Here is a 24,735-nt window from a genome sequence, read left to right on the forward strand (position 1 = left end):
CCGTTCAGGACCCGTCAGAAAGGCAGCCCCACCGGTGACTGCGACTCCCCAGGGCCGTTCCCGTAGTGCCACGCTGGTGACCGCGACCTGCGCACTGGCCGTGACAGGGGCGGCGGCGCTCGCGGGGTGCGGCGGAGACGATCCGGACGCGGGCACGAACGGGGTGGGCAAGCTGGCGCCCGCGCGGATCCAGTCGAAGACCCGGGCGGCGGCGGACTCGGCGTCGGCGGTGCGGCTGTCGGGGACCGTGGTCAGCGGCGGGCGCACGTACCGGCTCGACATGCGGCTCAAGGACGACGGCGGGTCCGGGTCGGTGACGTCCAGGGGTGCGACCTTCCGGCTGCTGCGGGTGGGTGAGCAGCTGTATCTGAAGGCCGACGCCGACTTCTGGAACCAGGGCGCCGGCAGCGGCAAGGACACGGCGGCCGGGGGCAAGCTCGACGGCAAGTACGTGAAGGTGCCGCAGGCCGACCCGGCGTACAAGAAGTTCAGTGGCTTCACGGACAAGGACGTCCTCCTCGACGGTCTGCTGACGCTGCACGGCACGCTGGCCACGGACGGCCACCACGACCAGTCCGGTACCCGCACCATCCGCATCACCGGCGACAAGGGCTCCGGCGGCACGCTGGACGTCTCCCTGGAGGGCCGGCCGTATCCGCTGCGCCTGGTCCGCGGCGGCGGGGCGGGCACGCTGGCCTTCTCCGACTGGGGCGAGGACTTCACCGTCGCCGAGCCCGCCCGGTCCGAGACGGTCGACTACGGCAAGCAGCTGCCGACGTCGTAGCGCCGCTGCCGGCGGGGTCCCTCAGCGCTGCGGGGCGGGCGGCTGCCCGCGCTTGCGGCGCTTCGCCAGCAGCCGCGGCAGCCCGGCCGGCACCGGCTCCCGGGTGGTCGCCGGGGACGGCGCGGGCGGGCGGGCGAGGCTGCCGGAGGGCAGCGGCAGCGCGGCACCGGTCGGCACCAGCCGCAGCACCCGGCACTCCCGCGCCCAGCGCTGCGTCATCGCCTCGCCGTCGGGGGCGTTGAGCCGTTTGCCCTTCAGCTCGGCCACCGCCGCCTCCCACTCGGGCGAGCCGGCGGCCGCCTCGGACACGGTCGCGGTCCAGGTCACCAGCCGGCCGCCCTTGTCCTTGCTGCGGACGGTCACCTCGGCCCGGCCGCCGTCCACCAGCCCGGTCAGCGGCTGCTCGCCCGGCCCGTCACCGACCAGGCACGCCGCGCCGTCGTGCCACACGTGCCACAGCGCACGCGCGCCCGGGGCCGCGGCGGCCTCGACCCAGATGAGGCCCGACTTCTTCGTGGCCTCCTCGACGAGGGCCCGCTCCAGCAGCTCGCTTGTCATGGGCCCACCCTATCCAGGCGGCCTCAGAGCCAGCCGTTGCGCTTCAGCGTGCGGTGGATGCCCAGACAGATGCACACCGTGACGCCCATGATCACCGGGTAGCCGTACTTCCAGTGCAGCTCGGGCATGTACGTGAAGTTCATGCCGTACACCCCGCACACCATCGTCGGTACGGCGATGATCGCGGCCCAGGCGGTGATCTTGCGCATGTCCTCGTTCTGCGCGACGGACGCCTGCGCCAGATTGGCCTGGAGGATGGAGTTGAGCAGTTCGTCGAAGCCCAGCACCTGCTCCTGGACCCGGGCGAGGTGGTCGGCGACGTCGCGGAAGTACTTCTGGATGTCGGGATCGATCAGCCGCATCGGCCGCTCGCTCAGCAGCTGCATGGGCCGCAGCAGCGGCGACACCGCCCGCTTGAACTCCAGCACCTCGCGCTTGAGCTGGTAGATCCGCGCCGAGTCCACACCGCGCGAGACACCGCCCCGGCGGCCCGGCGAGAACACCTCGGTCTCCACCTCGTCGATGTCGTCCTGCACGGCGTCCGCGACCGCGATGTAACCGTCGACGACGTGGTCGGCGATGGCGTGCAGCACGGCCGAAGGGCCCTTGGCGAGCAGCTCCGGGTCGTCCTGGAGGCGGTGGCGCAGCGTCCGCAGCGAGCCCTGGCCGCCGTGCCGGACGGTGATGAAGAAGTCCCGGCCGGTGAAGCACATGACCTCGCCGGTCTCGACGACCTCGCTGTTGGCGGTGAGGCGGTCGTGCTCCACGTAGTGGATGGTCTTGAAGACGGTGAACAGCGAGTCGTCGTACCGCTCCAGCTTGGGCCGCTGGTGCGCCTGCACCGCGTCCTCCACGGCCAGCGGGTGCAGTCCGAACTCGCTGGCGATACCGGCGAATTCGGCCTCGGTCGGCTCGTGCAGGCCGATCCACACGAAGCCGCCGTCGCGGCGCACCAGCCGCATCGCCTCCTGCGGGGTCAGCGGCGTGCCGCTCGCCACCCGGGCGCCGTCGCGGTAGACGGCGCAGTCGACGACCGCGGAGGGGGTGGCGGGGTCGCGGGTGCTGTCGTAGGCGCTGTTGTCCGGGCGCAGGCCGCTCTTGCGCAGCGAGGGGCGGGAGGGGCGGACGGCGGCACGCAGGTCGCGGATCATCGACACGGGCAGGCTCCTTCGCGGGCGGGCAACGAAAGGCCGCCGGCAACGGCTGGAACTGCCCGGAATGAGGACGTCCTGCACGATCTTCCGCCCCGGGGCGGGGAAGGAGGTTTGGCTCGTCCACAAAGCGGGGAGCACCGCACCGTCGCGATGGCGGTTTCGCTACTGGTCCAGATCAGACATCAGGGGAAGCGAAACGAGTGCTCTTCCGAATGACGCGGATGACGCGATACCCGAGGATCTCGACGCGAACGTGAGAGGCGGCAGCGAGCCAGTTACGACATCAGCAGCCGGAAGAGCGAGTGGTACTGCCAGGTCGACTTCGATCCATGACAGCCCCACCTCCTCCGGCCGGTCCCTCGTAAGGGAGTCTCAACGGCGTCGGGACCGACAGTGGCGTCCTCAGTGCCCAACGGCCTGAGGGCGGCTACACCTTGCCCCGAACCACCGGCTCAGAGTAGCAGTCGCCTGAAGTGTCAAGGCGCCGCTTTGCCCGGTACTGACGAGTTCTATGCTCACCGCATGGTTGATGTTCTTCCTCTGGTCGAGGCGCGGTTGAGCACGGCGCTGGGCGAACCGGACGCCCGCGCCGCGGTCACCTTCCTCGGCGCGGACCGCATCGAGGTGCTCCGCTTCCGCGACGCCGACCAGGAGGGGGCCGTCGTCCGGTACGCCACGCTCGGCATGTCCGCGCACCCCATGACCGACCCCACCGCGATGCTCGCCGACCCCGTCCGGGGCCCGCGCGCCGAGCTGGTCCTGTCCGTCCGCGCGGGCCTGGCCGACACCGGCGAGGTGCTGCGCCCGCTGGCCGTACTGGCCGCCTCCCCGCAGGTGGAGGGTGTGGTGGTGGCTCCCGGCGCCTCGCTGGACGTGGGCGGCCCGCTGTGGCCCGGCGCTCCCTTCACCTCGGTGCTGGTCGGCGAGCCGGGCGGTCTGGTGGCCGACCTCGAACTCGACGAGCCGATGGACCCCGTACGGTTCCTGCCGCTGCTGCCGATGACCCCGAACGAGGCCGCCTGGAAGCGTGTGCACGGCGCCCAGGCGCTCCAGGAGCGCTGGCTGGCGAACGGGACGGACCTGCGCCATCCCGCTCGCGCGTCCGTCCCGCTGGGGTGAACCGGCCCGCCGCCGCCTCTTCGCCGGCCGGTCGACGACGGTGACCGTCAGCCGGCGAAGACCGTGACCCCGTCCTCGGTGGCGTGCCGCGGCTGGAGTTCGGCCGCCTCCCGGGTGAGGGAGCGGCGCCGCACGACGACGACCAGCGCGCCCAGGACCGCGGTGACGGCCGCGACCACGAACGGGACGTGGACGTCGGTCCACTCCTCGATCTTCGGCGCGAAGTACGGCGCCGCGGCGGCCGCGAACCAGCGCACGAAGTTGTAACCCGCGCTCGCCACCGGGCGCGGCGCGTCCGACACGCCGAGCGCCAGCTCGGTGTAGACGGTGTTGTTCACACCGATGAAGGCACCTGACAGGATCGTGCAGACGACCGCCGCGGTGTGGCCGCCGTAGCCGAGGACGAGCACGTCGGCGGCGAGCAGCAGCAGCGAGCCGCCCAGCACCTTCAGCGAGCCGAACCGCTCCTGCATCCGGGGCGCCACGAGCACCGAGAAGACGGCGAGCAGCAGGCCCCAGGCGAAGAACACCGCGCCCGACTTGTAGGGGGTCATGTCCAGCACGAACGGCGTGAAGGCCAGCACGGTGAAGAACGTGTAGTTGTAGAAGAACGCGGAGACCGCCGCCGAGGCCAGGCCGCCGTGCCGGAGCGCCCGGAGCGGGTCGAGCACGGAGGTCCTGCGGGCGGGCCTGGGCTGCTCCTTGAGGAAGGCCGTGATGCACAGGAAGCCGACCGCCATCAGCGAGGCGGTGCCGAAGAACGGGTAGCGCCAGCTGAGGTCGCCGAGCACGGCGCCCAGCAGCGGGCCGCAGGCCATGCCGAGGCCGAGGGCGGACTCGTAGAGGAGGATCGCCGCCGCGCTGCCGCCGGCCGCCGCGCCGACGATGACCGCCAGCGCGGTGGAGACGAACAGGGCGTTGCCGAGGCCCCAGCCGGCCCGGAAGCCGACGAGCTGGCCGACCGTGCCCGAGGTTCCGGCGAGCCCGGCGAAGACCACCACGAGGGCGAGGCCGAGCAGCAGGGTCTTGCGGCCGCCGATGCGGCTGGAGACGACACCGGTGAGCAGCATCGCGACGGCGGTGATCAGGAAGTACGAGGTGAACAGCAGGGAGACCTGGCCGGCGGAGGCGTGCAGGCCCTGCGCGATGGACGGCAGGATCGGGTCGACCAGGCCGATGCCCATGAAGGCGACGACGGAGGCACCGGCCGTCGCCCAGACCGCCTTGGGCTGCCGGAGGATGCCGCCGGCTCCCGCGTCGAGGGGGTCCACTTGAGTTCTCCCGTCCGAATCGGTGGTTGCAATATACACATACTAAGTTAGGCGACCTAATTAATGCAAGCTACACGTAAATTCTCGCGACAGGCCCGTCCCGCCGGACGGGTGATCGTCCTTGACGTGACGCGAGCGGGGTAGGACCGTGGAGCCCTATGAGGGGCGAACCCAGTTGCCCGAAGTGTGGTGGCCGGGTCAGGGCTCCCGGACTCTTCGCCGATTCCTGGCAATGTGATGTGCACGGGACCGTGCATCCGGTCCAGCCCGTGATCCCGCCCAGCGTCGAGGCTCTCAGCGTGGTGGTGCATCGCACCCAGGTGCCGGTGTGGATGCCGTGGCCCCTGCCGGTCGGCTGGCTGTTCACGGGCGTGGCCAGCGCCGGCGACGACCGCAGCGGCGGCCGCGCCTCCGCCGTGGCCTGCACCGGCCCGGGACCGCTCGGCGGAATGGGCGAGCTGATCCTGGTGGCCGAGGAGCTCGGCGTCGGCCTCGGCGCGCGCTACGCCGGGGTCGACGGTCCCGACCCCGGGCCGTACATGGACGTCGGCAAACCCGCCCAGGCCAAGCTGCTCGCAGCCGGCCGGCCGACGCCGCTGTGGCACGTCACCGCCGGCCCCGACGACCGCGCCGTGTTCGCCGGCGAGGCGTGCGGGCTGTGGCTGTGGGCCGTGGTCTGGCCCGAGCAGTCCGGGCTGCTGATGTACGACGAGCTGGTGCTGACGGATCTGCGGGACGCGGGCGCGGAGCTGGACCTGGTGCCGTGCGGGGCGCTGTCCCCGCGGCTGCTGGGGCCGTGACGGCCGGATACCGGCGGGGTGCGGGGGACGCCGGGGTGTAGGGGGCGCCGGGGCGCTGCGGGTGTGACGGGGCATGCCGCCGCTCCCGTTATCCTTAGGAGTCCCCTCCGTCCGTCACCCGCCTGGAGCCCGCGTGCGCATCGACCTGCACTGCCACTCCACGGCCTCCGACGGCACGGACACCCCGGCCGAGCTGGTGCGCAACGCCGCCGCGTGCGGCCTGGACGTCGTCGCGCTGACCGACCACGACACCACCCGCGGCCACGCCGAGGCCCTTGCCGCACTGCCCGAGGGGCTCACCCTGGTCACCGGCGCCGAACTGTCGTGCCGGATCGACGGCGTGAGCATGCACATGCTGGCCTACCTGTTCGACCCCGAGGAGCCGGCGCTGCTCGCCGAGCGCGAACTGGTCCGGGACGACCGGGTACCGCGGGCCAAGGGCATGATCGCCAAGCTGAACGGGCTGGGCGTCCCGGTCACCTGGGAGCAGGTCGCGCGCATCGCCGGGGACGGCTCGGTCGGGCGCCCGCACGTCGCCTCCGCGCTGGTGGAACTGGGCGTGGTCGACACCGTGAGCGACGCGTTCACCGACCAGTGGCTGGCGGACGGCGGCCGCGCCTACGTGGCGAAGCACGAGACCGACCCGTTCGAGCTGATCCGGCTGGTGAAGGGCGCGGGCGGGGTGTGCGTCTTCGCGCACCCGGGCGCCGCCAAGCGCGGCCGCACGGTGCCGGAGCCGGCGATCGCCGAGATGGCCGCGGCCGGCCTGGACGGCATCGAGGTCGACCACCTCGACCACGACGCCGACACCCGCGCACGACTGCGCGGGCTCGCCGCCGAGCTGGGCCTGCTGGTCACCGGGTCCTCCGACTACCACGGCAGCCGTAAGACGGTCCCGCTCGGTGAGTACACCACCGACCCCGAGGTCTACGGGGAGATCACGCGGCGGGCGACGGGCGCCTTCCCGGTGCCGGGCGCCGGCGGAGCCTGAGTCCAGGCATCCGTCCCTCCGCACGTCCGCACCTCTCTCGCAAGGCCTGCCACACCCATGTTCGACCTCGCCGTCTTCGGCTCCCTGTTCCTGACCCTCTTCGTCATCATGGACCCCCCCGGGATCACCCCGATCTTCCTCGCCCTGACCGCCGGGCGGCCCGCCAAGGTGCAGAAGCGGATGGCGTTCCAGGCCGTCTGCGTGGCGGGCGGGGTCATCGCCGTCTTCGGCGTCCTGGGGCATCAGATCCTGGACTACCTGCACGTCTCCGTCCCCGCGCTGATGATCGCGGGCGGACTGCTGCTGCTGTTGATCGCGCTGGACCTGCTCACCGGCAAGACGGACGAGCCGAAGCAGACCAAGGACGTCAACGTCGCGCTCGTCCCGCTCGGCATGCCGCTGCTCGCGGGGCCGGGGGCGATCGTCTCCGTGATCCTGGCCGTGCAGAAGGCCGGCAGCCTGTCCACGCAGGTGTCGGTGTGGTCCGCGATCCTCGCGATCCATGTCGTGCTGTGGCTGGTGATGCGCTACTCGCTGCTGATCATCCGGGTCATCAAGGACGGCGGAGTGGTGCTGGTGACACGGCTCGCGGGCATGATGCTCTCCGCGATCGCCGTGCAGCAGATCATCAACGGGGTGACCCAGGTCGTGCGGGGCGGCTGAGCCTGCGCGCCGCGGTGTCCGTCCGGGGGAGCCGGTCCGGTGGTGGACCGGCTCCCGCGGCGAGCTTCTGCGGTGATCCGCGCGTTATGAGGCCGAGGTCTCGGCCGGACGGATCCACAGCCGCTGCCCTATGGCGGCAGCCTGCTGCACGATCCGGTTGACGGAGGCGGCGTCCACGACGGTGGTGTCCACGGTGGTGCCGTCGACCTCGTCGAGTCGCATGATTTCGAAGCGCAAGGGCTTCTCCCTTCGTCTGGTCATCCTCCTGCGGAGAACTACTGGTGTCCTGCTTACGTACGTAGTCAACGGGCTGCGTGTTACAAACATTCCCTACGCTAAATAAATTTTTCGAACGTCTAATTACTGAGCGGTAAGTGGCTGTGCCGGAACCGGCCGGCAACGGTTGTGCCCGCTGCGCGAGCGCCGGGACAATGACGGCGATGAACGACGACCTCGCGGCCCTCCACGCCCGCATCGACCACACGAACGAGCTGCTCACCCGCATGCTCGCCGAAGTGGCGAAGACGCCCTCCACCCACGCGATCTTCGTCGACGCGGGCTACCTCTACGCCGCCGCGGGCCGGCTCGTCGCCGGGACGGAGGACCGCCGCGCCTTCGACCTCGACGCCGAGGGACTGATCGAGGCTCTCATCGACCGCGCCCGCACGATCTTCGCCGACAGCAGGCTGCTGCGGGTCTACTGGTACGACGGCGCCCGCCGCCGCATCCACACCGCCGAGCAGCAGTCGGTCGCCGAACTGCCCGACGTCAAGGTCCGCCTCGGCAACCTCAACGCCAACAACCAGCAGAAGGGCGTCGACTCACTGATCCGCTCCGACCTCGAGTCCCTCGCCCGCCACCGCGCCATCAGCGACGCGGCCCTGCTCGGCGGCGACGAGGACCTGGTGTCGGCGGTGGAGGCGGCCCAGGGCTACGGGGCCCGCGTCCACCTCTGGGGCATCGAGGCCCCAGAGGGCCGCAACCAGGCCGAGCCGCTGCTCTGGGAGGTCGACAGCCAGCGCACCTTCGACCTGGAGTTCTTCAAGCCCTACGTCTCCCGGCGCACCGGCCTGCCCGCGTACGACCCCGCGACCAGCCGGCCCACCCGCGACGACGTCCGCTTCGTCGGCGCCCAGATCGCGGCGAAGTGGCTGGCCGCCCGGGGCCGCGAGGCGCTCGTGGACCTGCTCCCCGGCCACCCCTACCTCCCCGGCTCGGTCGACCAGGACCTCCTCGTGGAGGCCGAGGGACTGCTCCAGTACTCCCTGCGCGGGCAGGCCGACCTGCGCCGCGCCCTGCGGGACGGCTTCTGGGAGCACCTGCGGGCGCTGTTCTAAGCCGGTCGGTCCTGTGCGACCCGGTCCCAGAAGTCGGCCAGCGCGGCGGCGGTCGCCGGCGGCCGGTCGGTGTTGGGGGAGTGCTCGGCGCCCGCGACGACCGTCCGGTGCGCGCCCAGCCGCAGGGCCATCTCGTCCAGCAGCGGCACCGGCCAGGTGTCGTCCCGCGCACCCGACAGCACATGGCACGGCAGGCCCAGCGCGGCGAGTTCGGCGACGCGGTCCGGCTCGACGCACAGCTGCCGTCCGGTGGCGATGAGCTGGGCGGGACGGGTGCCGAGCCAGCGGCGGCGCAGGTCGTCCTGGTCGTCCAGGCCGGCGTCCAGCGCGCCGGTCTCCGTCTCCTCCGGCGCCTCCATGGCCTGGATGGTGGCCCACACCTGCGCCATCGTCATCACGCCGAGCGCGTCCCGCAGCAGCTTCACCCGCTGCTGCTGGGAGACGGAGATCCGGGCCGGCCCCGACGACATGAGGGTGAGGGAGCGGAAGGGCGAGGGGTCGAGGAGCACGGCGGCACGGGAGAGGTGGCCGCCCAGCGAGTGCCCCAGCAGATGCACCCGCTCACCGAGCGCCTCCGTCTGCGCCAGCACGTCCCGCGCCAGCTCCTCCTGCGCGTACGGCGACTCGTCCCGCTCGGGGCCGTCGGTCTCGTACTGCCCGCGCCCGTCCACGGCCACGGTCCGGTATCCGCGCTCGGCCAGCGGCACGTGCAGCGGGTTGAAGTCCTCCTTGCTGCCGGTGAACCCCGGCACCAGCAGCGCGACACCCCGGGGTTCGGCGCCCGCGGCGACCGGCGCGTCGACGACGGCGAACTCCCCCCGCGCGGTGCGCAGCCGGTACGCCCGGGCACCCGGGGGCGGGACGAAGGTGGCGGGCCTGCTCATGGGCAGAGGCTACCGGGCGGACGCGGTGGAGCCCCGCCGGGGCGGGAACGCCGGCGGCCCGGTCCCACACGAGGTGGGCCGGGCCGTCGGGGTGCTGCTCCGCGGCCGTCCGGACGGGACGGGGGCGGTCGCCGGATCAGGCGTCCGTGGCCTCCACGGCCGCGGTCGCCTTCCGGGCCCGGCGAACCCTCGGCTTGGCCTCCGTGTCACCGGCCGTCTCCTCGACGGCGGGCGTCGCGGCGGCCTTGCGCGGCGCACGGCGCTTCGGCTTGGCCTCGGGCTCGTCCGTGGCCTGCGCCGGGATCTCCGGGGCGGCGGCCTCGGCGACGGCGGCGGCCTTGCGGGCCCGGCGCGGCTTGGGCGTCACCGCCCCGTCCACCGCGTCCACCGCGGCGTCAGCGGCGGCGGCCGCGGTCTTGCGGGTGCGGCGGGGCTTGGCCTCGACGGCCTCGGCCGTGTCGACGGCGCTCTCGGCGGCCGCAGCCGTCTTGCGGGTCCGGCGCGGCTTGGCCGCCACCGCGGGCTCCGCATCCGTCGTCTCCGGGGCGGCGGCCGCGGTCTTGCGGGTGCGGCGCGGCTTGGCCTCGGCCGGTGCGGTGCCTTCGGCGGTGGTGACGGCGGTGTCGGCGGCCGGTTCGGCCGTCTTGGCCGCTGCCTTGCGGGTGCGGCGGGGCTTGGCCTCGGTGGCCTCGGCGGTGTCGGCCACCGCTTCGGCCGCCTCGGCGGCCTGGGCCGGCTCCGCCGCCTTGCGGGTGCGGCGACGCGGCTTCGCCTCGACGGCTTCGGCGGTGTCGACCGCGGCCTCGGCGGCCGGGGCGGCAGCCGCGGTCTTGCGGGTGCGGCGCGGCTTGGCCTCGGCCGGTGCGGTGCCTTCGGCGGTGGTGACGGCGGTGTCGGCGGCCGGTTCGGCCGTCCTGGCCGCTGCCTTGCGGGTGCGGCGGGGCTTGGCCTCGGTGGCCTCGGCGGTGTCGGCCACCGCTTCGGCCGCCTCGGCGGCCTGCGCGGGCACCGCCGCCTTGCGGGTGCGGCGACGCGGCGTGGTCTCCGGCGCCGGCGCGGCCTGCGCGGCGGGCTCGGCCGCGACCTCGGCCGGCGCGACCTCGGCCGGCGTGGTCTCCGCCGGCCTGCGGGTGCGGCGGCGACGCGACTTCTCGGGGGCGTCCGGCGCTGCCGGACCCTCCGCCGTCTCCACCACGGCCTCCGGGCTCGGGGCCTGCGGGCTCGCGGTCACCCCGGCGGCGGCCACCGGCTCGGACTGCGCCGCACCGCGCGTGCGGCGACGGCGGCGCAGGGAGCGGGGTGCCGTGGCGTCCTCGGCCGTAGCGGCCTCGGCGGCCGGGGAGGCGGACTCGACGGGCGTCGCGGCGGGCGCGGCGTCCAGCGGGGTGCCGTTACGGGTACGGCGGCGACGGCGCGGCGTACGCGCCGGACGCTCGCGCTCGGCGGCGGGGGCCTCCTCGCGACCGCCCCGGCCGCCGCGTCCGCCCCGGCCACCGCGGTCGTCGCGGTCACCACGGCCACGCGCACCGCGGCCGCCGGTCTCGCCGAGGTCCTCGACCTCCTCCGCCGCCAGACCGGCGCGCGTGCGCTCGGAGCGCGGCAGAACGCCCTTGGTGCCCGCGGGGATGCCCAGCTCGCTGAAGAAGTGCGGGGACGTGGAGTACGTCTCCACGGGCTCCGGGAAGCCCAGTTCCAGCGCCTTGTTGATCAGCTGCCAGCGCGGGATGTCGTCCCAGTCGACGAACGTGATCGCCGTGCCCTTGGCGCCCGCGCGGCCCGTGCGGCCCACGCGGTGCAGGTAGGTCTTCTCGTCCTCGGGGGACTGGTAGTTGATGACGTGGGTCACGCCCTCGACGTCGATGCCGCGCGCGGCCACGTCGGTGCAGACCAGCACGTCGACCTTGCCGTTGCGGAAGGCGCGCAGCGCCTGTTCGCGGGCGCCCTGGCCGAGGTCGCCGTGGACCGCGCCGGAGGCGAAGCCGCGGGTCTGCAGCTGCTCGGCGATGTCGGCGGCGGTGCGCTTGGTGCGGCAGAAGATCATCGCCAGTCCGCGGCCCTCGGCCTGCAGGATGCGGGCGATCATCTCCGGCTTGTCCATGGAGTGCGCGCGGTAGACGAACTGCTTGATGTTCGCGACCGTCGCGCCCGTGTCGTCCGGCGCGGTGGCGCGGATGTGCGTGGGCTGCGACATGTAGCGGCGGGCCAGGCCGATGACCGCGCCCGGCATGGTGGCCGAGAACAGCATGGTCTGGCGCTTGGCCGGAAGCATGTTGATGATCTTCTCGACGTCGGGCAGGAAGCCCAGGTCGAGCATCTCGTCGGCCTCGTCGAGGACCAGGCTCCGGATGTGCTTCAGGTCGAGCTTCTTCTGGCCCGCGAGGTCCAGCAGCCGGCCGGGGGTGCCGACGATCACGTCGACGCCCTTCTTCAGCGCCTCGACCTGGGGCTCGTAGGCCCGGCCGCCGTAGATCGCCAGCACGCGCACGTTGCGTACCTTGCCCGCGGTCAGCAGGTCGTTGGTGACCTGCGTGCACAGCTCGCGGGTGGGTACCACGACGAGCGCCTGCGGGGCGTCGGTGAGCAACTCGGGGCGGGCGCGGCCGGCCTCGACGTCGGCGGGGACGGTCACGCGCTCCAGGAGCGGCAGGCCGAAGCCGAGCGTCTTGCCGGTGCCGGTCTTGGCCTGGCCGATGACGTCCGAGCCGGAGAGGGCTACGGGGAGCGTCATCTCCTGGATGGGGAAGGGACTGGTGATGCCGACGGCTTCGAGGGCCTCAGCGGTCTCGGGAAGGATTCCGAGATCTCTAAACGTCGTAGTCAGGGTGCTGCCTCTTCTGTGTGGGCGGTGCGAGGCGAGCGCGGGGGTCGTGTCGGACCGTGCCGGGGGACGTCGGCCGCCGTACGGGCGAACCACTGGGGCAAGCCGTTTGGCACGGGACCTCTGCCGACGCTCTAGCGCTCGTACCGCTGAGGATCCCCTCCGGTCGACGTACGCACAGTGCCGTACGGTTCGGGAGGGCTGTCGGGTCGGAGCCGATCGGGCCACCGACCGGGCATCCTCATGCATGCGGCCTGTCGGCGTACGTCAGAAAAATCCACGTACTCAGCAGGCGCACTACCACCATACCCCGGAATCGCGCACATGTGATGGCCGATCCGGTCACGTAGTCGTGGTCACACTGCTTGACCAGAGGCTTACGGGCTGCGATCAGCGGGCTATTGTGCGCCTCATGACTAGCTCAGACAAGCCTGACAACGCACCCGCCGCCACCGCCGAGCACACCGGCGTCGCCGCGCAGGACTGGGCGCGGGCCGCCGCCGAGCCGCAGTACCACGCCGCGGTCGTGGACCTGCTCGGCGCGCTGGCGTACGGGGAGCTGGCGGCGTTCGAGCGGCTCGCGGAGGACGCCAAGCTGGCGCCGACGCTGGCGGACAAGGCGGAGCTGGCGAAGATGGCGTCGGCCGAGTTCCACCACTTCGAGCGGCTGCGCGACCGGCTGACGGAGATCGGCGAGGAGCCGACCAAGGCGATGGAACCGTTCGTGGCGGCCCTCGACGGCTTCCACCGGCAGACGGCGCCCTCGGACTGGCTGGAGGGCCTGGTCAAGGCCTACGTCGGCGACTCGATCGCCAGCGACTTCTACCGGGAGGTCGCCGCCCGCCTCGACACCGACACCCGTGAGCTGGTGCTCGCCGTCCTGGACGACACCGGGCACGCCGGGTTCGCGGTGGAGAAGGTGCGCGCGGCGATCGACGCCGACCCGCGGGTGGGCGGGCGGCTCGCCCTGTGGGCGCGGCGGCTGATGGGCGAGGCCCTGTCGCAGTCCCAGCGGGTCGTCGCCGACCGGGACGCGCTGTCGACCATGCTCGTCGGCGGGGTGGCGGACGGCTTCGACCTCGCGGAGGTCGGCCGGATGTTCTCCCGGATCACCGAAGCGCACACCAAGCGGATGGCGGCCCTGGGGCTCGCGGCCTAGGAATCGGCCCGGGCGCGGCCCTTGCGGCGCGCCGGTGGCTCGCCGCCCCGTGCCCCGGCCCCGCCGATCGGGACCGGTCAGGCCGGGGCGGAGCGGCGGCGCAGCCGCCGGTCGGGGCGCAGCAGCAGGGACAGCGACGCCGAGGAGACGGCCGCCGCGCCGAGCAGGCTCAGCAGGACGGTGCCGGTGTCCAGCGCGCTGTGCGTGACGAAGTCACCGAAGAGGGCTCCGGCGACGCCCGTCGAGAACACCAGGGGGCGGGCGGGCAGCCGGTGCGACAGGCGCTGCACCGCCACCCAGGCGAACGCGACGCCGAGCAGCGCGGATCCGAGGATCTCCAAGAGCATGTGCGATTCCCTCCCACGGCCGGCGTGCGCTTCACGGTCATAGCCCGTCATACCCGTGACCTGCGGAATGCAACCCTCCTCTGTGCGCGACCCGTGTGCCGGATGTGAAGGCCGCCCGCATGGGAAGGGGCCCGGCGGCATACAGCCGCCGGGCCCCTCTCCGTACTCCGTCCGGGTGCTCCGCTACAGCGCGGTGAAACCCACCTTGCGCACCGTCGGCTCGCCCAGCTCGACGTATGCCAGGCGGTCCGACGGGACGAGCACCTTGCGGCCGCGCTCGTCCTCGAGGCTCAGCAGCTGCGACTTTCCGGCCAGCGCCTCGGCCACCACGCGCTCGATCTCCTCGCTGCTCTGACCGCTCTCCAGAACGATCTCGCGAGGCGCGTGCTGCACGCCGATCTTGACCTCCACGGCTTTGTCCCTCCGACGGTCAGTGAAGTGCGCGGCCTTCCGCGCCGTACCCAGCACACATTAGCCCGGTGAGGGGACCTACACGCTCGGCGCGAGCACGCCACGAGCGAACAGCGGACGGGAACAGCCGCGCGCCCGCCGGGGTTGAACCGCCCTCGGCGGGGCAGGGGCTCAGTGGTGGTCGGTGCCGTGCAGCGGGAAGCCGGCGATGCCCCGCCAGGCCAGCGAGGCCAGCAGCTGCACCGCCTGGTCGCGCGGGACGCTGCGGTCGCTGTGCAGCCAGGAGCGCGCCACGACCTGCGCGAGCCCGCCGAGGCCCGAGGCCAGCAGCATCGACTCCGCCCGGGACAGGCCGGTGTCCTCGGCGATGACCTCGCAGATCGCCTCCGCGCACTCCGTGGTCACCTTGTCGACGCGCTCGCGCACCGCCGGCTCGTTCGTCAGGTCGGACTCGAAGACCAGCCGGAAGGCCCCGCCGTCGTCCTCCACGTAGGCGAAGTAGGCGTCCATCGTCGCCCGCACCCGCTGCTTGTTGTCGGTCGTCGAGGCGAGCGCGCCGCGCACCGACTGGATCAGCGACTCGCAGTGCTGGTCCAGCAGCGCGAGGTAGAGGTCGAGCTTGCCGGGGAAGTGCTGGTAGAGCACCGGCTTGCTGACGCCGGCACGCTCGGCGATGTCGTCCATCGCCGCCGCGTGGTAGCCCTGCGCGACGAACACCTCCTGGGCGGCGCCCAGCAGCTGGTTCCGTCGGGCTCGGCGCGGCAGCCTGGTGCCACGCGGGCGTGCTGCCTCGGTCTGCTCGATGGCTGTCACGCCGCCTCCCAAAGTCGTCCACGGTGCGGTGTGTGCCGCGCGGCCATCGTACTTTTCGGTAACCGTGGTGTGCGCGGTGCGAGCGCAGAATTTCACGTACCGGACGGCGACGACAACCGCGCGGAGTGCCGAAAGGGGTCGCCGTGCCCCTTACCGCCGCGCCCGCGGCGCGGCCGCCGTCACCGGTAGTCGTCCTCGTCGAGCGAGACGACCCGTGCCTGTTCGACCAGATCCGCCTCGTTCCCGCGCGCGGGGTCCACCGTGCTGAGCGGGTCGTCGCGGTCCGGCGTGACGTCGGCGAGCTGCTCCGCCGCGTCGTTCTCCGGGGCCTCTACGTCGATCTCCGGCGTTCCGGAGTCCTCCAGGTCCTCGATCGCCTCGGGTTCAGTGGGTTCGTAGGCCATGATGGGCTCCCTTTCCTCCGAACGTCCCCCGGTCCTGACAGGGGCCACAGTGCGGGTGCCCTCTGTACGAGCCTAGGAGACGGCTGATCCGGACGCCATGCCATGAGCGGCCGTCCGCTGTGGTGTTGGCCCCTCGCGCGGGTTCAATCTGTGACGGCGAACACATGAGCCAGTACGTGATCGTCTCGTAACATTGCCGCATGTCTTCGACCGAGTCGCCATCCGTCGCACCGGCCAGTGTTCTTCCCCGGGTGGCGCCCGTCAGGGTGGCGGAGGGCGAGCGGCTGAGGACGGTGGGACTGCCGGGCGTCACCCTGACGGTCCGGTTCCGGCCGCCCGCACGCCAGGGCCTGCCGCCCGCGCTGTACGTCCACGGGCTCGGCGGCTCCTCGCAGAACTGGTCGCTGCTGATGGCGCGGCTGGAGGGGACCGTCGACGGCGAGGCGGTCGACCTGCCCGGCTTCGGCGACTCACCGCCGCCGGACGACGGCGACTACTCCGTCACCGGGCACGCGCGCGCGGTCATCCGCTATCTCGACGCCTCCGGGCGCGGTCCGGTGCACCTGTTCGGCAACTCGCTCGGCGGCGCGGTCGCCACGCGCGTCGCGGCCGTCCGCCCCGACCTGGTCCGCTCGCTCACCCTGGTCTCGCCGGCCCTGCCGGAGCTGCGCGTGCAGCGCTCGGCGGTGCCGACCGGCCTGCTCGGCCTGCCCGGCGTGGCCGCCCTCTTCACCCGGCTCACCCGGCAGTGGACGGCCGAGCAGCGCGTGCGCGGTGTCATGTCCCTGTGCTGGGGCGACCCCGGGCGGGTGACGCCCGAGGAGTTCGAGGACGCCGTGGCGGAGCTGGAGCGGCGGATGCGGCTGCCGTACTTCTGGGACGCGATGGCACGCTCCGCGCGCGGGGTGGTCAACGCCTACACCCTCGGCGGACAGCACGGGCTGTGGCGCCAGGCCGAGCGCGTCCTGGCCCCGACCCTCCTGGTCTACGGCGGCCGCGACCAGCTCGTCGGCTACCGCATGGCCCAGCGGGCCGCCCGCGCCTTCCGCGACTCCCGCCTGCTGTCCCTGCCGGACGCGGGGCACGTGGCGATGATGGAGTATCCGGACGTGGTGGCCGACGCCTTCCGCCGACTTCTCGTGGACAATGGTGAGTTGCCGGCGTCGGCGGTCGCGGAGACCGCGGCGGCCGGATCCGGGGGAGGCGGCGTCACGGCCGCGGGAGACGACACCGCCGTCACGGGCGCGGGGAGCTGAGGACTGCGTGGGACGCCACAGCCGCCGGGGACCGTCCGCCGAGGACGACTCCGGCGACATACCGGCCGCACGGCCGCAGGAGCGGGCACAGGACTCCGAGCGCCGGCATCCCCGGGAGCGCACCTGGGGCCGGCGCCGCATCCAGGCCGAGGGTCGGGACCAGGCCCAGGCCCAGGGCCGGAGCGAGGCCGGGGACCGGGGCTCGGACGCCCCGTCCGGCGGGGCCGCGTTGCCGAGGCAGCGGAAGCCGCTCCAGGGCGGTGCGCCCGGGGGAGGGATGCCGCGCTCCGGGGGCGGCGGCGCGCCGACGCAGGGCACGCCGCGCACCGGTGGCGGCACGCCCGCCCGGGGCACGACGCGTTCCGGGGCCGGTGCGCCCGCCCAGGGCTCGCCGCGTTTCCCCGGGGAGACACCCGCGCGCGGGGCGCCACGTCCCCAGGGCGGGGGCACCCCCGGCCAGAGCGGCCCGCGCCTGCCGGACGGCACCCCGGCCCACGGTGTCCCGCGATTCCCCGGCGGCACTCCCGCGCGCGGTGTGTCCAGGCTTCCCGACGGCGCCCCGGCGCAGGGTGTGCCCGGGCTTCCGGACGGCACCCCGGCTCGCGGCGTGCCCCGGTTCCCCGGCGGTACTCCCGCGCGCGGTGTGCCCAGGCTTCCCGACGGCGCCCCGGCGCAGGGTGTGCCCCGGTTCCCCGACGGGACTCCCGCCCACGGTGGGCCGCGGTTCGGCGACGCTGCTTCCGCGCGCCGGGGCCCGGAGGCGCGGGGCGGGCATCCCGAGCAGCGGGAGCCCGGCGGCGCCTGGGGAGAGTCCGGGCGCCGTGACGCAGGGGTGAGCGCGGAGAATCCCGGAGCCGGAGCCGGAGCCGGAGCCGGAGCCGGAGCCGGAACCGGAGCCGGAACCGGAGCGGCTGTGCCCGGGCAGCGGCGGCGGCAGCGGCACGCCGGGCTCGACCGGCCCAGGCAGGAATACCTGGACGCCTTCGACGGGGACGGTGACATCCGCACCCCACGGCCCGGGGCACCGGCCGCGGGCGGAGCGAGCGGCGCGACCGGTCTCAGGGTGCCGCCGGCCCGGACGCCGGAGTCGTACGCCCCCGGTGCCGCCGACGACGAGCCGCCGACCGGTGAGCCGGCGTCGCGGACGAGTGCCAAGGGGCGGGCCTTCGCGGGCATCGCCGCGGCGGCCGTCACCACCGTGCTCGCGGTCGTCGTCGCCGGGCAGGTCGCCGACGACGACGGCACCGCCGTACGGTCCGGGTCCGCCGCCGGTCAGACGCGGGCCGGCCGGGACGCCGCCTCGCGCGGGGACGGCCGGACCACGCCGTCCGCCTCGCCGAGCGTGGCGGCGCTGACGTACGCGCAGCGGATGGACCGCACGTACCCGCTCGGCGCGAAACTCAAGGGCTCGGGGAAGTTCGACGTGGTCCCCGGGACCGACGAGGCGCCGGGCAAGGGCCGCACGTACACCTACCGCGTCGACGTCGAACGGGGGCTCGGCCTCGACGGCGAGCTGTTCGCGAAGGCGGTGCAGCGCACGCTCAACGACAGCCGCAGCTGGGCCCACGGCGGCGTCCGTACCTTCGAGCGCGTCGACTCCGGCAGGCCCGACTTCGTGATCACGCTGGCCAGCCCCGGCACCACCGCCGTCTGGTGCGCCAAGTCCGGCCTGGACACCACCGAGGACAACGTCTCCTGCGACTCCGCCTCCACCGAGCGGGTGATGATCAACGCCTACCGCTGGGCCCAGGGCAGCACGACCTACGGGGACAAGATCTACGCCTACCGGCAGATGCTGATCAACCACGAGGTCGGCCACCGGCTCGGCCACGGCCACGTCACCTGCGACAAGGACGGCGAGCTGGCGCCCGTCATGCAGCAGCAGACCAAGTTCCTCGACCACGACGGAATCCACTGCCTGCCCAACCCCTGGCCGTATCCGAGGAGTTGACGCCGGCCCCTTAGGTCACATTGACATGAGCAGCGAGTTCGTTCATATTTCTGCGCATGTGGTCCCGTCCTGCCGTCACGAACAGCGCCGCCATCGAGCTGGCGCTCCTCGGCGTGACCGCGCTCTGCGTGGCCGACATCCACTGTCGCTGACACCGCCCTCCGGCGTACGCGTCGCGACTGTTCACCGCTTCCCCGTGTGACTCCTCCGTGATCCCTCCGGCTCCGCCGGCGGCCTCCTCACGGATTCCTCGACGACCCGGCGCCGGGCGGACGTCCGCCCAGTCCCGTCTCATTCCTCGTCATGTTGTCTCGCGATTCGAGAACAACCTGGCCAGCCCTCCCGAGAGGTCGTCATCCCGATGCGTCAACCGTCCCTCACCGCCCGCCGCCTGGCAGCGGCATCCGTCGGCCTCGTCGTGGCAGCGGGCGTCGCCGCCTGCGGGCCTGAGGACAACGATGCCAAGGCCTCCACCGGGGACTCCACGCCCCACAAGGGCGGCACGCTCACGGTCCTGAACGCCAACCCGCAGCAGGACTTCGACCCTGCCCGCCTCTACACCTCCGGCGGCGGAAACGTTCCCTCCCTCGTCTTCCGCACCCTCACCACGCGCAACCGCGAGAACGGCGCGGCCGGCGCCGAGGTCGTCCCCGACCTGGCCACCGACACCGGGCGCCCCAACAAGGACGCGACCGTGTGGACGTACACCCTGAAGAAGGGCCTCACGTACGAGGACGGCACCGCCATCACCTCGGCCGACATCAAGTACGGCATCGAACGCTCCTTCGCGCCCGAACTCTCCGGCGGCGCCCCCTACCTGAGGGACTGGCTGGTCGGCGCGGCCGGCTACCAGGGGCCCTACAAGGACAAGAAGGGCCTGTCCGCGATCGAGACGCCGGACAGCCGGACCATCGTCTTCCATCTGAACAAGCCCGAGGGCGAGTTCCCCTACCTGGCCACCCAGACGCAGTTCACGCCCGTGCCGAAGGCCAAGGACACCGGCACCGAGTACGAGAAGCACCCGGTCTCCTCGGGGCCGTACAAGGTCGTCAGGAACGAGAACGACGGCGAGCACCTCGTCCTGGCGCGTAACACCCACTGGTCGGCCTCGGTGGACGCCGAGCGCAAGGCCTACCCGGACACCATCGACGTCCGCTCCGGGCTGGACTCCTCGGTCATCAACCAGCGGCTGTCCGCGTCCCAGGGGGCGGACGCCGCCGCGGTCACCACGGACACCAACCTCGGCCCGGCCGAGCTGGCGAAGGTGACGGGCGACAAGGACCTCGCCGCGCGCGTCGGCACCGGCCACTTCGGCTACACGAACTACATCGCGTTCAACCCGACCGTGAAGCCGTTCGACGACGTGAAGGTGCGCCAGGCGATCGCCTACGCCCTCGACCGCTCGTCGGTCGTCAACGCGGCCGGCGGTTCCGCGCTGGCCGAGCCCGCGACCACCTTCCTGCCCGACCAGAAGTCCTTCGGGTACACCCCCTACGACCTCTTCCCGGCGGGCGGCACCGGCAACGCCGCGAAGGCCAGGCAGCTGCTGAAGCAGGCCGGTCACCCCGACGGGATCACCGTCACCCTGACGCACTCCAACAGCAAGGACTTCGAGACCAGCCCGGAGATCGCGACCGCCGTCCAGGACGCGCTCAAGAAGGCCGGCATCACGGTCAAGCTCCAGGGGCTGGAGGAGAACGCCTACTCCGACAAGATCCACAACGTCAAGACCGAGCCCGGCTTCTTCCTCGCCCACTGGGGAGCCGACTGGCCCTCCGGCGGTCCCTTCCTCGCCCCCATCTTCGACGGCCGGCAGATCGTCAAGGACGGTGCGAACTTCAACACGGGCCTGCTCGACGACCCGTCCGTGAACGCCGAGATCGACGCGATCAACAAGCTCACCGACCTCGACGCGGCCGCGAAGCGGTGGGGCGCGCTGGACAAGAAGATCGCCGCACGGGCCGTCGTCGTGCCGCTGTTCCACCCCGTCTACAAGCGGCTGTACGGCAAGGACGTCAAGAACATCGTGATCAGCGACTGGACCGGCGTGCTGGACATCTCCCAGGTCGCGGTGAAGTGACGCCGTGACCGAGGCACTCATCGCCTCCCAGGTCCCCGGGACGGACGCGTCCGTCCCGGGGCCTTCGGGGGCCCGCAGGTTCTGGCGGCGGCTGCGCGCGCGGCGCGCCGCCGTCGTCGCCGCGGCCGTGGTCGCGCTGCTCGTCCTGATCGCGCTCGCCGCGCCGCTGCTCACCGCCCTGGAAGGGCAGGACCCCACCACCTACCACCCGTCCCTGATCGACTCCGCGCGCGGGGGCGTGCCCGTCGGAGCGTTCGGCGGCATCGGCGCCGACCACTGGCTCGGCGTCGAACCGCAGACCGGCCGCGACCTGTTCGCCCGGCTGGTCTACGGCGCCCGGGTCTCCCTGGGCGTCGCGCTGGCCGCGACGGCCGTCCAGGTCGCCATCGGAGTCACCGTGGGCGTCGCGGCCGCGCTCGGCAGCCGGTGGATCGACCAGCTGCTGAGCCGGGCCACCGACATCATCATCGCGATGCCCCTGATGATCATGGCCCTGGCCCTGCTGGCCATCGTGCCCGACGACTTCCCGCGCCCGGTCCTGGTCTCCCTGGTCATCGGACTGGTCGCCTGGGGCACCATCGCCAAGATCGCCCGCGCCCAGACGCTCACCCTGAAACACCTCGACCACGTCGCCGCGGCCCGGCTCAGCGGCTGGGGCACCTGGCGGATCGCCCGCCGGGAGATCCTGCCCGGCCTCGCCGCGCCGGTCATCACCTACGCCGCCCTGATGGTCCCCAGCAACATCGCCATCGAGGCCGCCCTGTCCTTCCTCGGCGTCGGCGTCAAGCCGCCCACGCCCTCCTGGGGGGAGATGCTCACCGCGGCCGACGTCTGGTACGCGGCGGCCCCGCAGTACCTGCTGCTGCCCGCCGGCGCGCTGTTCGTGACCGTCCTCGCGCTGACCGTCCTCGGCGACGGCGTCCGCACCGCCCTCGACCCCCGCGCCGCCTCCCGCCTGCGCGTCGGCACGGGCCGCGGGCGCGAGGAGAGCGCGGGAGGTGCCGCATGACCGGCTTCGGCGGCTTCCTGGCACGCCGCGCCACCGGCGCCGTCATCACCCTGCTGGCCATCTCGGTGATCGTCTACGTCGTCTTCTACGCCACCCCCGGCAACGTCGCCCAGATCACCTGCGGCCCCCGCTGCTCGCCCGCCCAGGTGCACCAGGTCGCCCTGCAACTGCGCCTCGACGACCCGCTCTACCTGCGCTACTGGCACTTCCTCGAAGGCATCTTCGCCGGCCAGGACTACTCCACCGGCACCTCCGTCGCGCACTGCCCGGCGCCCTGCCTCGGGCTGTCGTACCAGAGTGACCAGCAGGTCACCCGGATCATCCTGGCCAAGCTGCCGGTCAGCCTGTCGCTGGTCGCCGGCTCCATGGTGCTGTGGCTGCTGCTGGGCGTCGGCACCGGCGTGATCTCCGCCTGGCGGCGCGGCCGGCTCACCGAGCGCGTGCTGACCGGCATCACCCTCGCGGGCGTCGCCACCCCCGTCTTCGTCATCGGCCTGGTCCTGATGATCGTGGTCTGCGGACAGCTGGCACTGCTGCCCTTCCCGCAGTACGTCGCCCTCTCCGACGACCCCGAGCAGTGGGCGTGGAACCTGCTGCTGCCCTGGTTCACCCTCGCCCTCTCCGAGGCCGCCTTCTTCGCCCGGCTGACCCGGGCGTCGATGCTGGAGACCCTCGCGGAGGACCACATCCGCACCTTCCGCTCGTACGGCGTCGGTGAGCGGGCCATCGTCGGCCGGCACGCCCTGCGCGGCGCCCTCGCGCCCGTCATCGCCCTCAACGCCAACGACTTCGGCGCGGCCGTCGGCGGCGCCGTGCTGACCGAGACCCTCTTCGGCCTGCCCGGCATCGGCCAGGAACTGGTCCACGCCGTGCACGTCGTCGACCTGCCGGTGGTCGTCGGCATGGTCCTGGTCATCGGCCTCTTCGTGGTCCTCGCCAACGCCGTCGCGGACGTCCTGTACGCGGTGGCCGACCGACGGGTGGTACTCGCATGAGCCTGGTCGACGTCACCGACCTGAGCGTCGAGTTCGGCGCCCTGCGGGCGGTCGACGCGCTGTCCTTCCGGCTGGAGCGGGGCGCCGCACTGGCCCTGGTCGGCGAGTCCGGCTCCGGCAAGTCCACGGTCGCCGGCGCCCTGCTGGGCCTGCACCGCGGCACCGGGGCCCAGGTCACCGGCACGGTCCGCATCGCCGGCACCGACGTGGCGGCGGCCTCCGAGGAGCGGCTGCGGCAGCTGCGCGGTGGTACGGCCGCCATGGTCTTCCAGGACCCGCTGTCCTCCCTCGACCCGTACTACGCCGTCGGCGACCAGATAGCCGAGGTCTACCGCGTCCACACGCGCGCGTCACGCCGCGCCGCACGCGCGCGTGCGGTCGAGGTCCTGGACCGGGTGGGGATCGCGGACGCGGCCCGCCGGGCCCGTTCCCGGCCGCACGAGTTCAGCGGCGGCATGCGCCAGCGCGCGCTGATCGCCATGGCGCTGGCCTGCGAGCCGGAGCTGCTCATCGCCGACGAGCCGACCACCGCCCTCGACGTGACCGTCCAGGCCCAGATCCTCGACCTGCTGCACACCCTGCGCGAGGAGACCGGCATGGGGCTGCTGCTGATCACCCATGACGTGGGCGTCGCCGCCGAGAGCGTCGACGACCTGCTCGTCATGCGGCACGGCCGGGCCGTCGAACGGGGCCCGGTCGGCACGGTGCTCGCGGCGCCCGCCGAGGGGTACACGCGCGACCTGCTCGCGGCGGTCCCGCGCGTGGACACACCGCGGGCCGTCCCGGTGGGGGCCGGTGGTGGTGGCAGTGGCAGTGGCAGTGGTGGCGGTGCCGGAACTTCGGGCGATTCTCGCGGTTCTGGCGGCTCGGGTGGATCGGGTACAGCTGGGGAGAGCCTCGGCGACACCGGTCCGGAGGCGGGCGAGCGGGCCGAGATCGTCATCGAGGCGACCGGCCTGCGCCGGGAGTTCGGGCGGGGCAAGCGGGCGGTGACGGCCGTGGACGGCGTCAGCCTGGCGATCCGCCGGGGCGAGACCCTGGGTGTGGTCGGCGAGAGCGGCAGCGGCAAGACGACCCTGGGCCGCATGCTGGTCGGGCTGCTCCGGCCCACGGCCGGCGAGATCCGCTACGCCGGGCGCCCGCACACCGGCGTGAACCCGGCCGTCCAGATGGTCTTCCAGGACCCCGTCTCCTCGCTCAACCCCCGCCGCAGCGTCGGCGAGTCCATCGCCGATCCGCTGCGCGCCCGCGGCGACCGGGACGCGCGGCGCATCCGCGAGCGCGTGACGGAACTGCTGGAGCGGGTGGGGCTCGACGCGGCGCACTACGACCGCTATCCGCACGAGTTCAGCGGTGGCCAGCGCCAGCGCGTCGGCATCGCGCGGGCGCTCGCGGCCGACCCGCGCGTCATCGTCTGCGACGAGCCGGTCTCCGCGCTGGACGTCACCACCCAGGCCCAGGTGGTCGCCCTGCTGGGCGAGCTGCAGCGCGAACTCGGTCTCGCACTGGTCTTCGTCGCGCACGATCTCGCCGTCGTACGGCAGGTCAGCGACCGGGTCGCGGTGATGCGCCGCGGCCGCGTCGTGGAGGCCGGCCCCGCCGACCAGGTGTACGACTCGCCGCAGGACCCCTACACCCGGCAGTTGCTGGCGGCCGTCCCCTCGCTCGACCCGGAGGCGGCGGCCCTGCGGCGGGCCGCCCGGCGGGAGCCCGCACCGGCGTGACGGTACGCGCACGGGCGATCTCTTAGCGCGACTGAACGTCGCCCGTGCGCGAAAGTCACGAGCGTTCACCCCTTCTGGTGGGGGGGGGGGAAAAAGACCGTCCCGCCCCCCGCGTGGGCGTCCGCCTCCTTCCCCCGGTCCGGCGGCCAAGGAAAGGGGGATGACCCCCCAGGGGAGGAGGGGGGGGAAACAGGAGGGTGGGGGTGT

The 24,735-nt window shown here is 73.1% G+C and carries 24 protein-coding genes; 14 read left to right on the forward strand and 10 right to left on the reverse strand.

The features are described from left to right. The first annotated feature begins 34 nt into the window (after nt 1-34). Entirely contained in the window at nt 35-784 is a 750-nt protein-coding gene (locus ACZ6CZ_RS13375) for a hypothetical protein (RefSeq protein ID WP_469019009.1), read from the forward strand. A gap of 21 nt (nt 785-805) precedes the next feature. Here the strand turns inward: ACZ6CZ_RS13375 and ACZ6CZ_RS13380 are convergent, their stop codons facing one another. Further along, entirely contained in the window at nt 806-1,342 is a 537-nt protein-coding gene (locus tag ACZ6CZ_RS13380) for a hypothetical protein (protein WP_469019011.1), read from the reverse strand. Nucleotides 1,343-1,365: 23 nt separating this feature from the next. Beyond that, entirely contained in the window at nt 1,366-2,499 is a 1,134-nt protein-coding gene (locus tag ACZ6CZ_RS13385) for a magnesium and cobalt transport protein CorA (protein ID WP_469019014.1), read from the reverse strand. 519 nt (nt 2,500-3,018) lie between these two features. Here ACZ6CZ_RS13385 and ACZ6CZ_RS13390 point away from each other — a divergent pair. Further along, on the forward strand, nt 3,019-3,615 hold the full coding sequence (locus tag ACZ6CZ_RS13390) for a suppressor of fused domain protein (protein WP_469019016.1): 597 nt from the start codon (nt 3,019-3,021) through the stop codon (nt 3,613-3,615). 47 nt (nt 3,616-3,662) lie between these two features. Here ACZ6CZ_RS13390 and ACZ6CZ_RS13395 read toward each other — a convergent pair whose 3' ends face one another. Continuing rightward, nucleotides 3,663-4,886 carry an MFS transporter gene (locus ACZ6CZ_RS13395; protein ID WP_469019018.1) on the reverse strand — a complete coding sequence of 408 codons (1,224 nt, stop codon included), beginning with the start codon at nt 4,884-4,886 and terminating at the stop codon, nt 3,663-3,665. Nucleotides 4,887-5,044: 158 nt separating this feature from the next. Here ACZ6CZ_RS13395 and ACZ6CZ_RS13400 point away from each other — a divergent pair, with 158 nt between their 5' ends. The 3 genes from ACZ6CZ_RS13400 (at nt 5,045) to ACZ6CZ_RS13410 (ending at nt 7,340) form a co-directional block, all read left to right on the forward strand. After that, nucleotides 5,045-5,686: a DUF6758 family protein gene (locus ACZ6CZ_RS13400; protein WP_469019021.1), complete on the forward strand. Its 642-nt coding sequence runs from the start codon at nt 5,045-5,047 to the stop codon at nt 5,684-5,686. Nucleotides 5,687-5,819: 133 nt separating this feature from the next. Then, nucleotides 5,820-6,677, forward strand: a complete 858-nt coding sequence (locus ACZ6CZ_RS13405; RefSeq protein WP_469019022.1) for a PHP domain-containing protein — start codon at nt 5,820-5,822, stop codon at nt 6,675-6,677. A 57-nt stretch (nt 6,678-6,734) separates the two neighbouring features. Then, the gene (locus ACZ6CZ_RS13410; protein ID WP_469019025.1) at nt 6,735-7,340 is read left to right on the forward strand and encodes a MarC family protein; all 606 of its coding nucleotides are present in this window, start codon (nt 6,735-6,737) and stop codon (nt 7,338-7,340) included. Nucleotides 7,341-7,424: 84 nt separating this feature from the next. On the opposite strand, the gene ACZ6CZ_RS13415 is transcribed toward ACZ6CZ_RS13410, so the two are convergent. Beyond that, on the reverse strand, nt 7,425-7,577 hold the full coding sequence (locus ACZ6CZ_RS13415; RefSeq protein WP_360747054.1) for a hypothetical protein: 153 nt from the start codon (nt 7,575-7,577) through the stop codon (nt 7,425-7,427). Between the two features lie 203 nt (nt 7,578-7,780). Here ACZ6CZ_RS13415 and ACZ6CZ_RS13420 point away from each other — a divergent pair, with 203 nt between their 5' ends. Next, nucleotides 7,781-8,677, forward strand: coding sequence for an NYN domain-containing protein (locus ACZ6CZ_RS13420; protein WP_469019027.1), 897 nt, complete (start codon nt 7,781-7,783; stop codon nt 8,675-8,677). Here the strand turns inward: ACZ6CZ_RS13420 and ACZ6CZ_RS13425 are convergent. Together ACZ6CZ_RS13425 and ACZ6CZ_RS13430 are read right to left on the reverse strand one after the other, a co-directional pair. Further along, nucleotides 8,674-9,561 (reverse strand): alpha/beta fold hydrolase, encoded by an 888-nt coding sequence (locus tag ACZ6CZ_RS13425; RefSeq protein WP_469019030.1) that lies wholly within the window; start codon nt 9,559-9,561, stop codon nt 8,674-8,676. The genes ACZ6CZ_RS13420 and ACZ6CZ_RS13425 overlap by 4 nt on opposite strands. Nucleotides 9,562-9,697: 136 nt before the next feature. Then, nucleotides 9,698-12,289, reverse strand: coding sequence for a DEAD/DEAH box helicase (locus ACZ6CZ_RS13430; RefSeq protein ID WP_469019032.1), 2,592 nt, complete (start codon nt 12,287-12,289; stop codon nt 9,698-9,700). Nucleotides 12,290-12,791: 502 nt separating this feature from the next. Between ACZ6CZ_RS13430 and ACZ6CZ_RS13435 the strand changes: the two genes are divergently transcribed. Continuing rightward, nucleotides 12,792-13,538: a ferritin-like domain-containing protein gene (locus tag ACZ6CZ_RS13435; RefSeq protein ID WP_469019035.1), complete on the forward strand. Its 747-nt coding sequence runs from the start codon at nt 12,792-12,794 to the stop codon at nt 13,536-13,538. 77 nt (nt 13,539-13,615) lie between these two features. Here ACZ6CZ_RS13435 and ACZ6CZ_RS13440 read toward each other — a convergent pair whose 3' ends face one another. The 4 genes from ACZ6CZ_RS13440 to ACZ6CZ_RS13455 all read right to left on the reverse strand — a co-directional run bounded on the left by ACZ6CZ_RS13440 (nt 13,616) and on the right by ACZ6CZ_RS13455 (nt 15,513). Further along, nucleotides 13,616-13,885, reverse strand: coding sequence for a hypothetical protein (locus ACZ6CZ_RS13440; RefSeq protein WP_469019037.1), 270 nt, complete (start codon nt 13,883-13,885; stop codon nt 13,616-13,618). 183 nt (nt 13,886-14,068) lie between these two features. Beyond that, nucleotides 14,069-14,296, reverse strand: coding sequence for a DUF3107 domain-containing protein (locus ACZ6CZ_RS13445; RefSeq protein WP_469019039.1), 228 nt, complete (start codon nt 14,294-14,296; stop codon nt 14,069-14,071). Nucleotides 14,297-14,467: 171 nt separating this feature from the next. Continuing rightward, on the reverse strand, nt 14,468-15,109 hold the full coding sequence (locus ACZ6CZ_RS13450) for a TetR/AcrR family transcriptional regulator (RefSeq protein WP_469019042.1): 642 nt from the start codon (nt 15,107-15,109) through the stop codon (nt 14,468-14,470). A gap of 179 nt (nt 15,110-15,288) precedes the next feature. Beyond that, nucleotides 15,289-15,513 carry a hypothetical protein gene (locus ACZ6CZ_RS13455; RefSeq protein ID WP_469019045.1) on the reverse strand — a complete coding sequence of 75 codons (225 nt, stop codon included), beginning with the start codon at nt 15,511-15,513 and terminating at the stop codon, nt 15,289-15,291. A 200-nt stretch (nt 15,514-15,713) separates the two neighbouring features. Between ACZ6CZ_RS13455 and ACZ6CZ_RS13460 the strand changes: the two genes are divergently transcribed. The 7 genes from ACZ6CZ_RS13460 (at nt 15,714) to ACZ6CZ_RS13490 (ending at nt 24,528) form a co-directional block, all read left to right on the forward strand. Next, complete coding sequence (locus tag ACZ6CZ_RS13460; protein ID WP_469019047.1) at nt 15,714-16,769, forward strand: alpha/beta fold hydrolase; 1,056 nt, start codon at nt 15,714-15,716, stop codon at nt 16,767-16,769. Between the two features lie 643 nt (nt 16,770-17,412). Continuing rightward, a complete protein-coding gene (locus tag ACZ6CZ_RS13465; protein WP_469019123.1) occupies nt 17,413-18,720 on the forward strand; it encodes a DUF3152 domain-containing protein in 1,308 nt (435 codons plus the stop codon). 56 nt (nt 18,721-18,776) lie between these two features. Next, nucleotides 18,777-18,872: an Ms4533A family Cys-rich leader peptide gene (locus ACZ6CZ_RS13470; RefSeq protein WP_469019050.1), complete on the forward strand. Its 96-nt coding sequence runs from the start codon at nt 18,777-18,779 to the stop codon at nt 18,870-18,872. Nucleotides 18,873-19,081: 209 nt separating this feature from the next. Continuing rightward, nucleotides 19,082-20,800 (forward strand): ABC transporter substrate-binding protein, encoded by a 1,719-nt coding sequence (locus ACZ6CZ_RS13475; protein WP_469019053.1) that lies wholly within the window; start codon nt 19,082-19,084, stop codon nt 20,798-20,800. Between the two features lie 4 nt (nt 20,801-20,804). Next, complete coding sequence (locus ACZ6CZ_RS13480) at nt 20,805-21,809, forward strand: ABC transporter permease (RefSeq protein WP_469019055.1); 1,005 nt, start codon at nt 20,805-20,807, stop codon at nt 21,807-21,809. Then, nucleotides 21,806-22,804 carry an ABC transporter permease gene (locus ACZ6CZ_RS13485; protein ID WP_469019057.1) on the forward strand — a complete coding sequence of 333 codons (999 nt, stop codon included), beginning with the start codon at nt 21,806-21,808 and terminating at the stop codon, nt 22,802-22,804. Before ACZ6CZ_RS13480 ends, ACZ6CZ_RS13485 begins: the two co-directional genes overlap by 4 nt. Further along, complete coding sequence (locus ACZ6CZ_RS13490; RefSeq protein ID WP_469019060.1) at nt 22,801-24,528, forward strand: dipeptide ABC transporter ATP-binding protein; 1,728 nt, start codon at nt 22,801-22,803, stop codon at nt 24,526-24,528. Before ACZ6CZ_RS13485 ends, ACZ6CZ_RS13490 begins: the two co-directional genes overlap by 4 nt. Nucleotides 24,529-24,735: the final 207 nt, after the last annotated feature.

It is taken from the genome of Streptomyces sp. NPDC041135 (assembly GCF_055592085.1).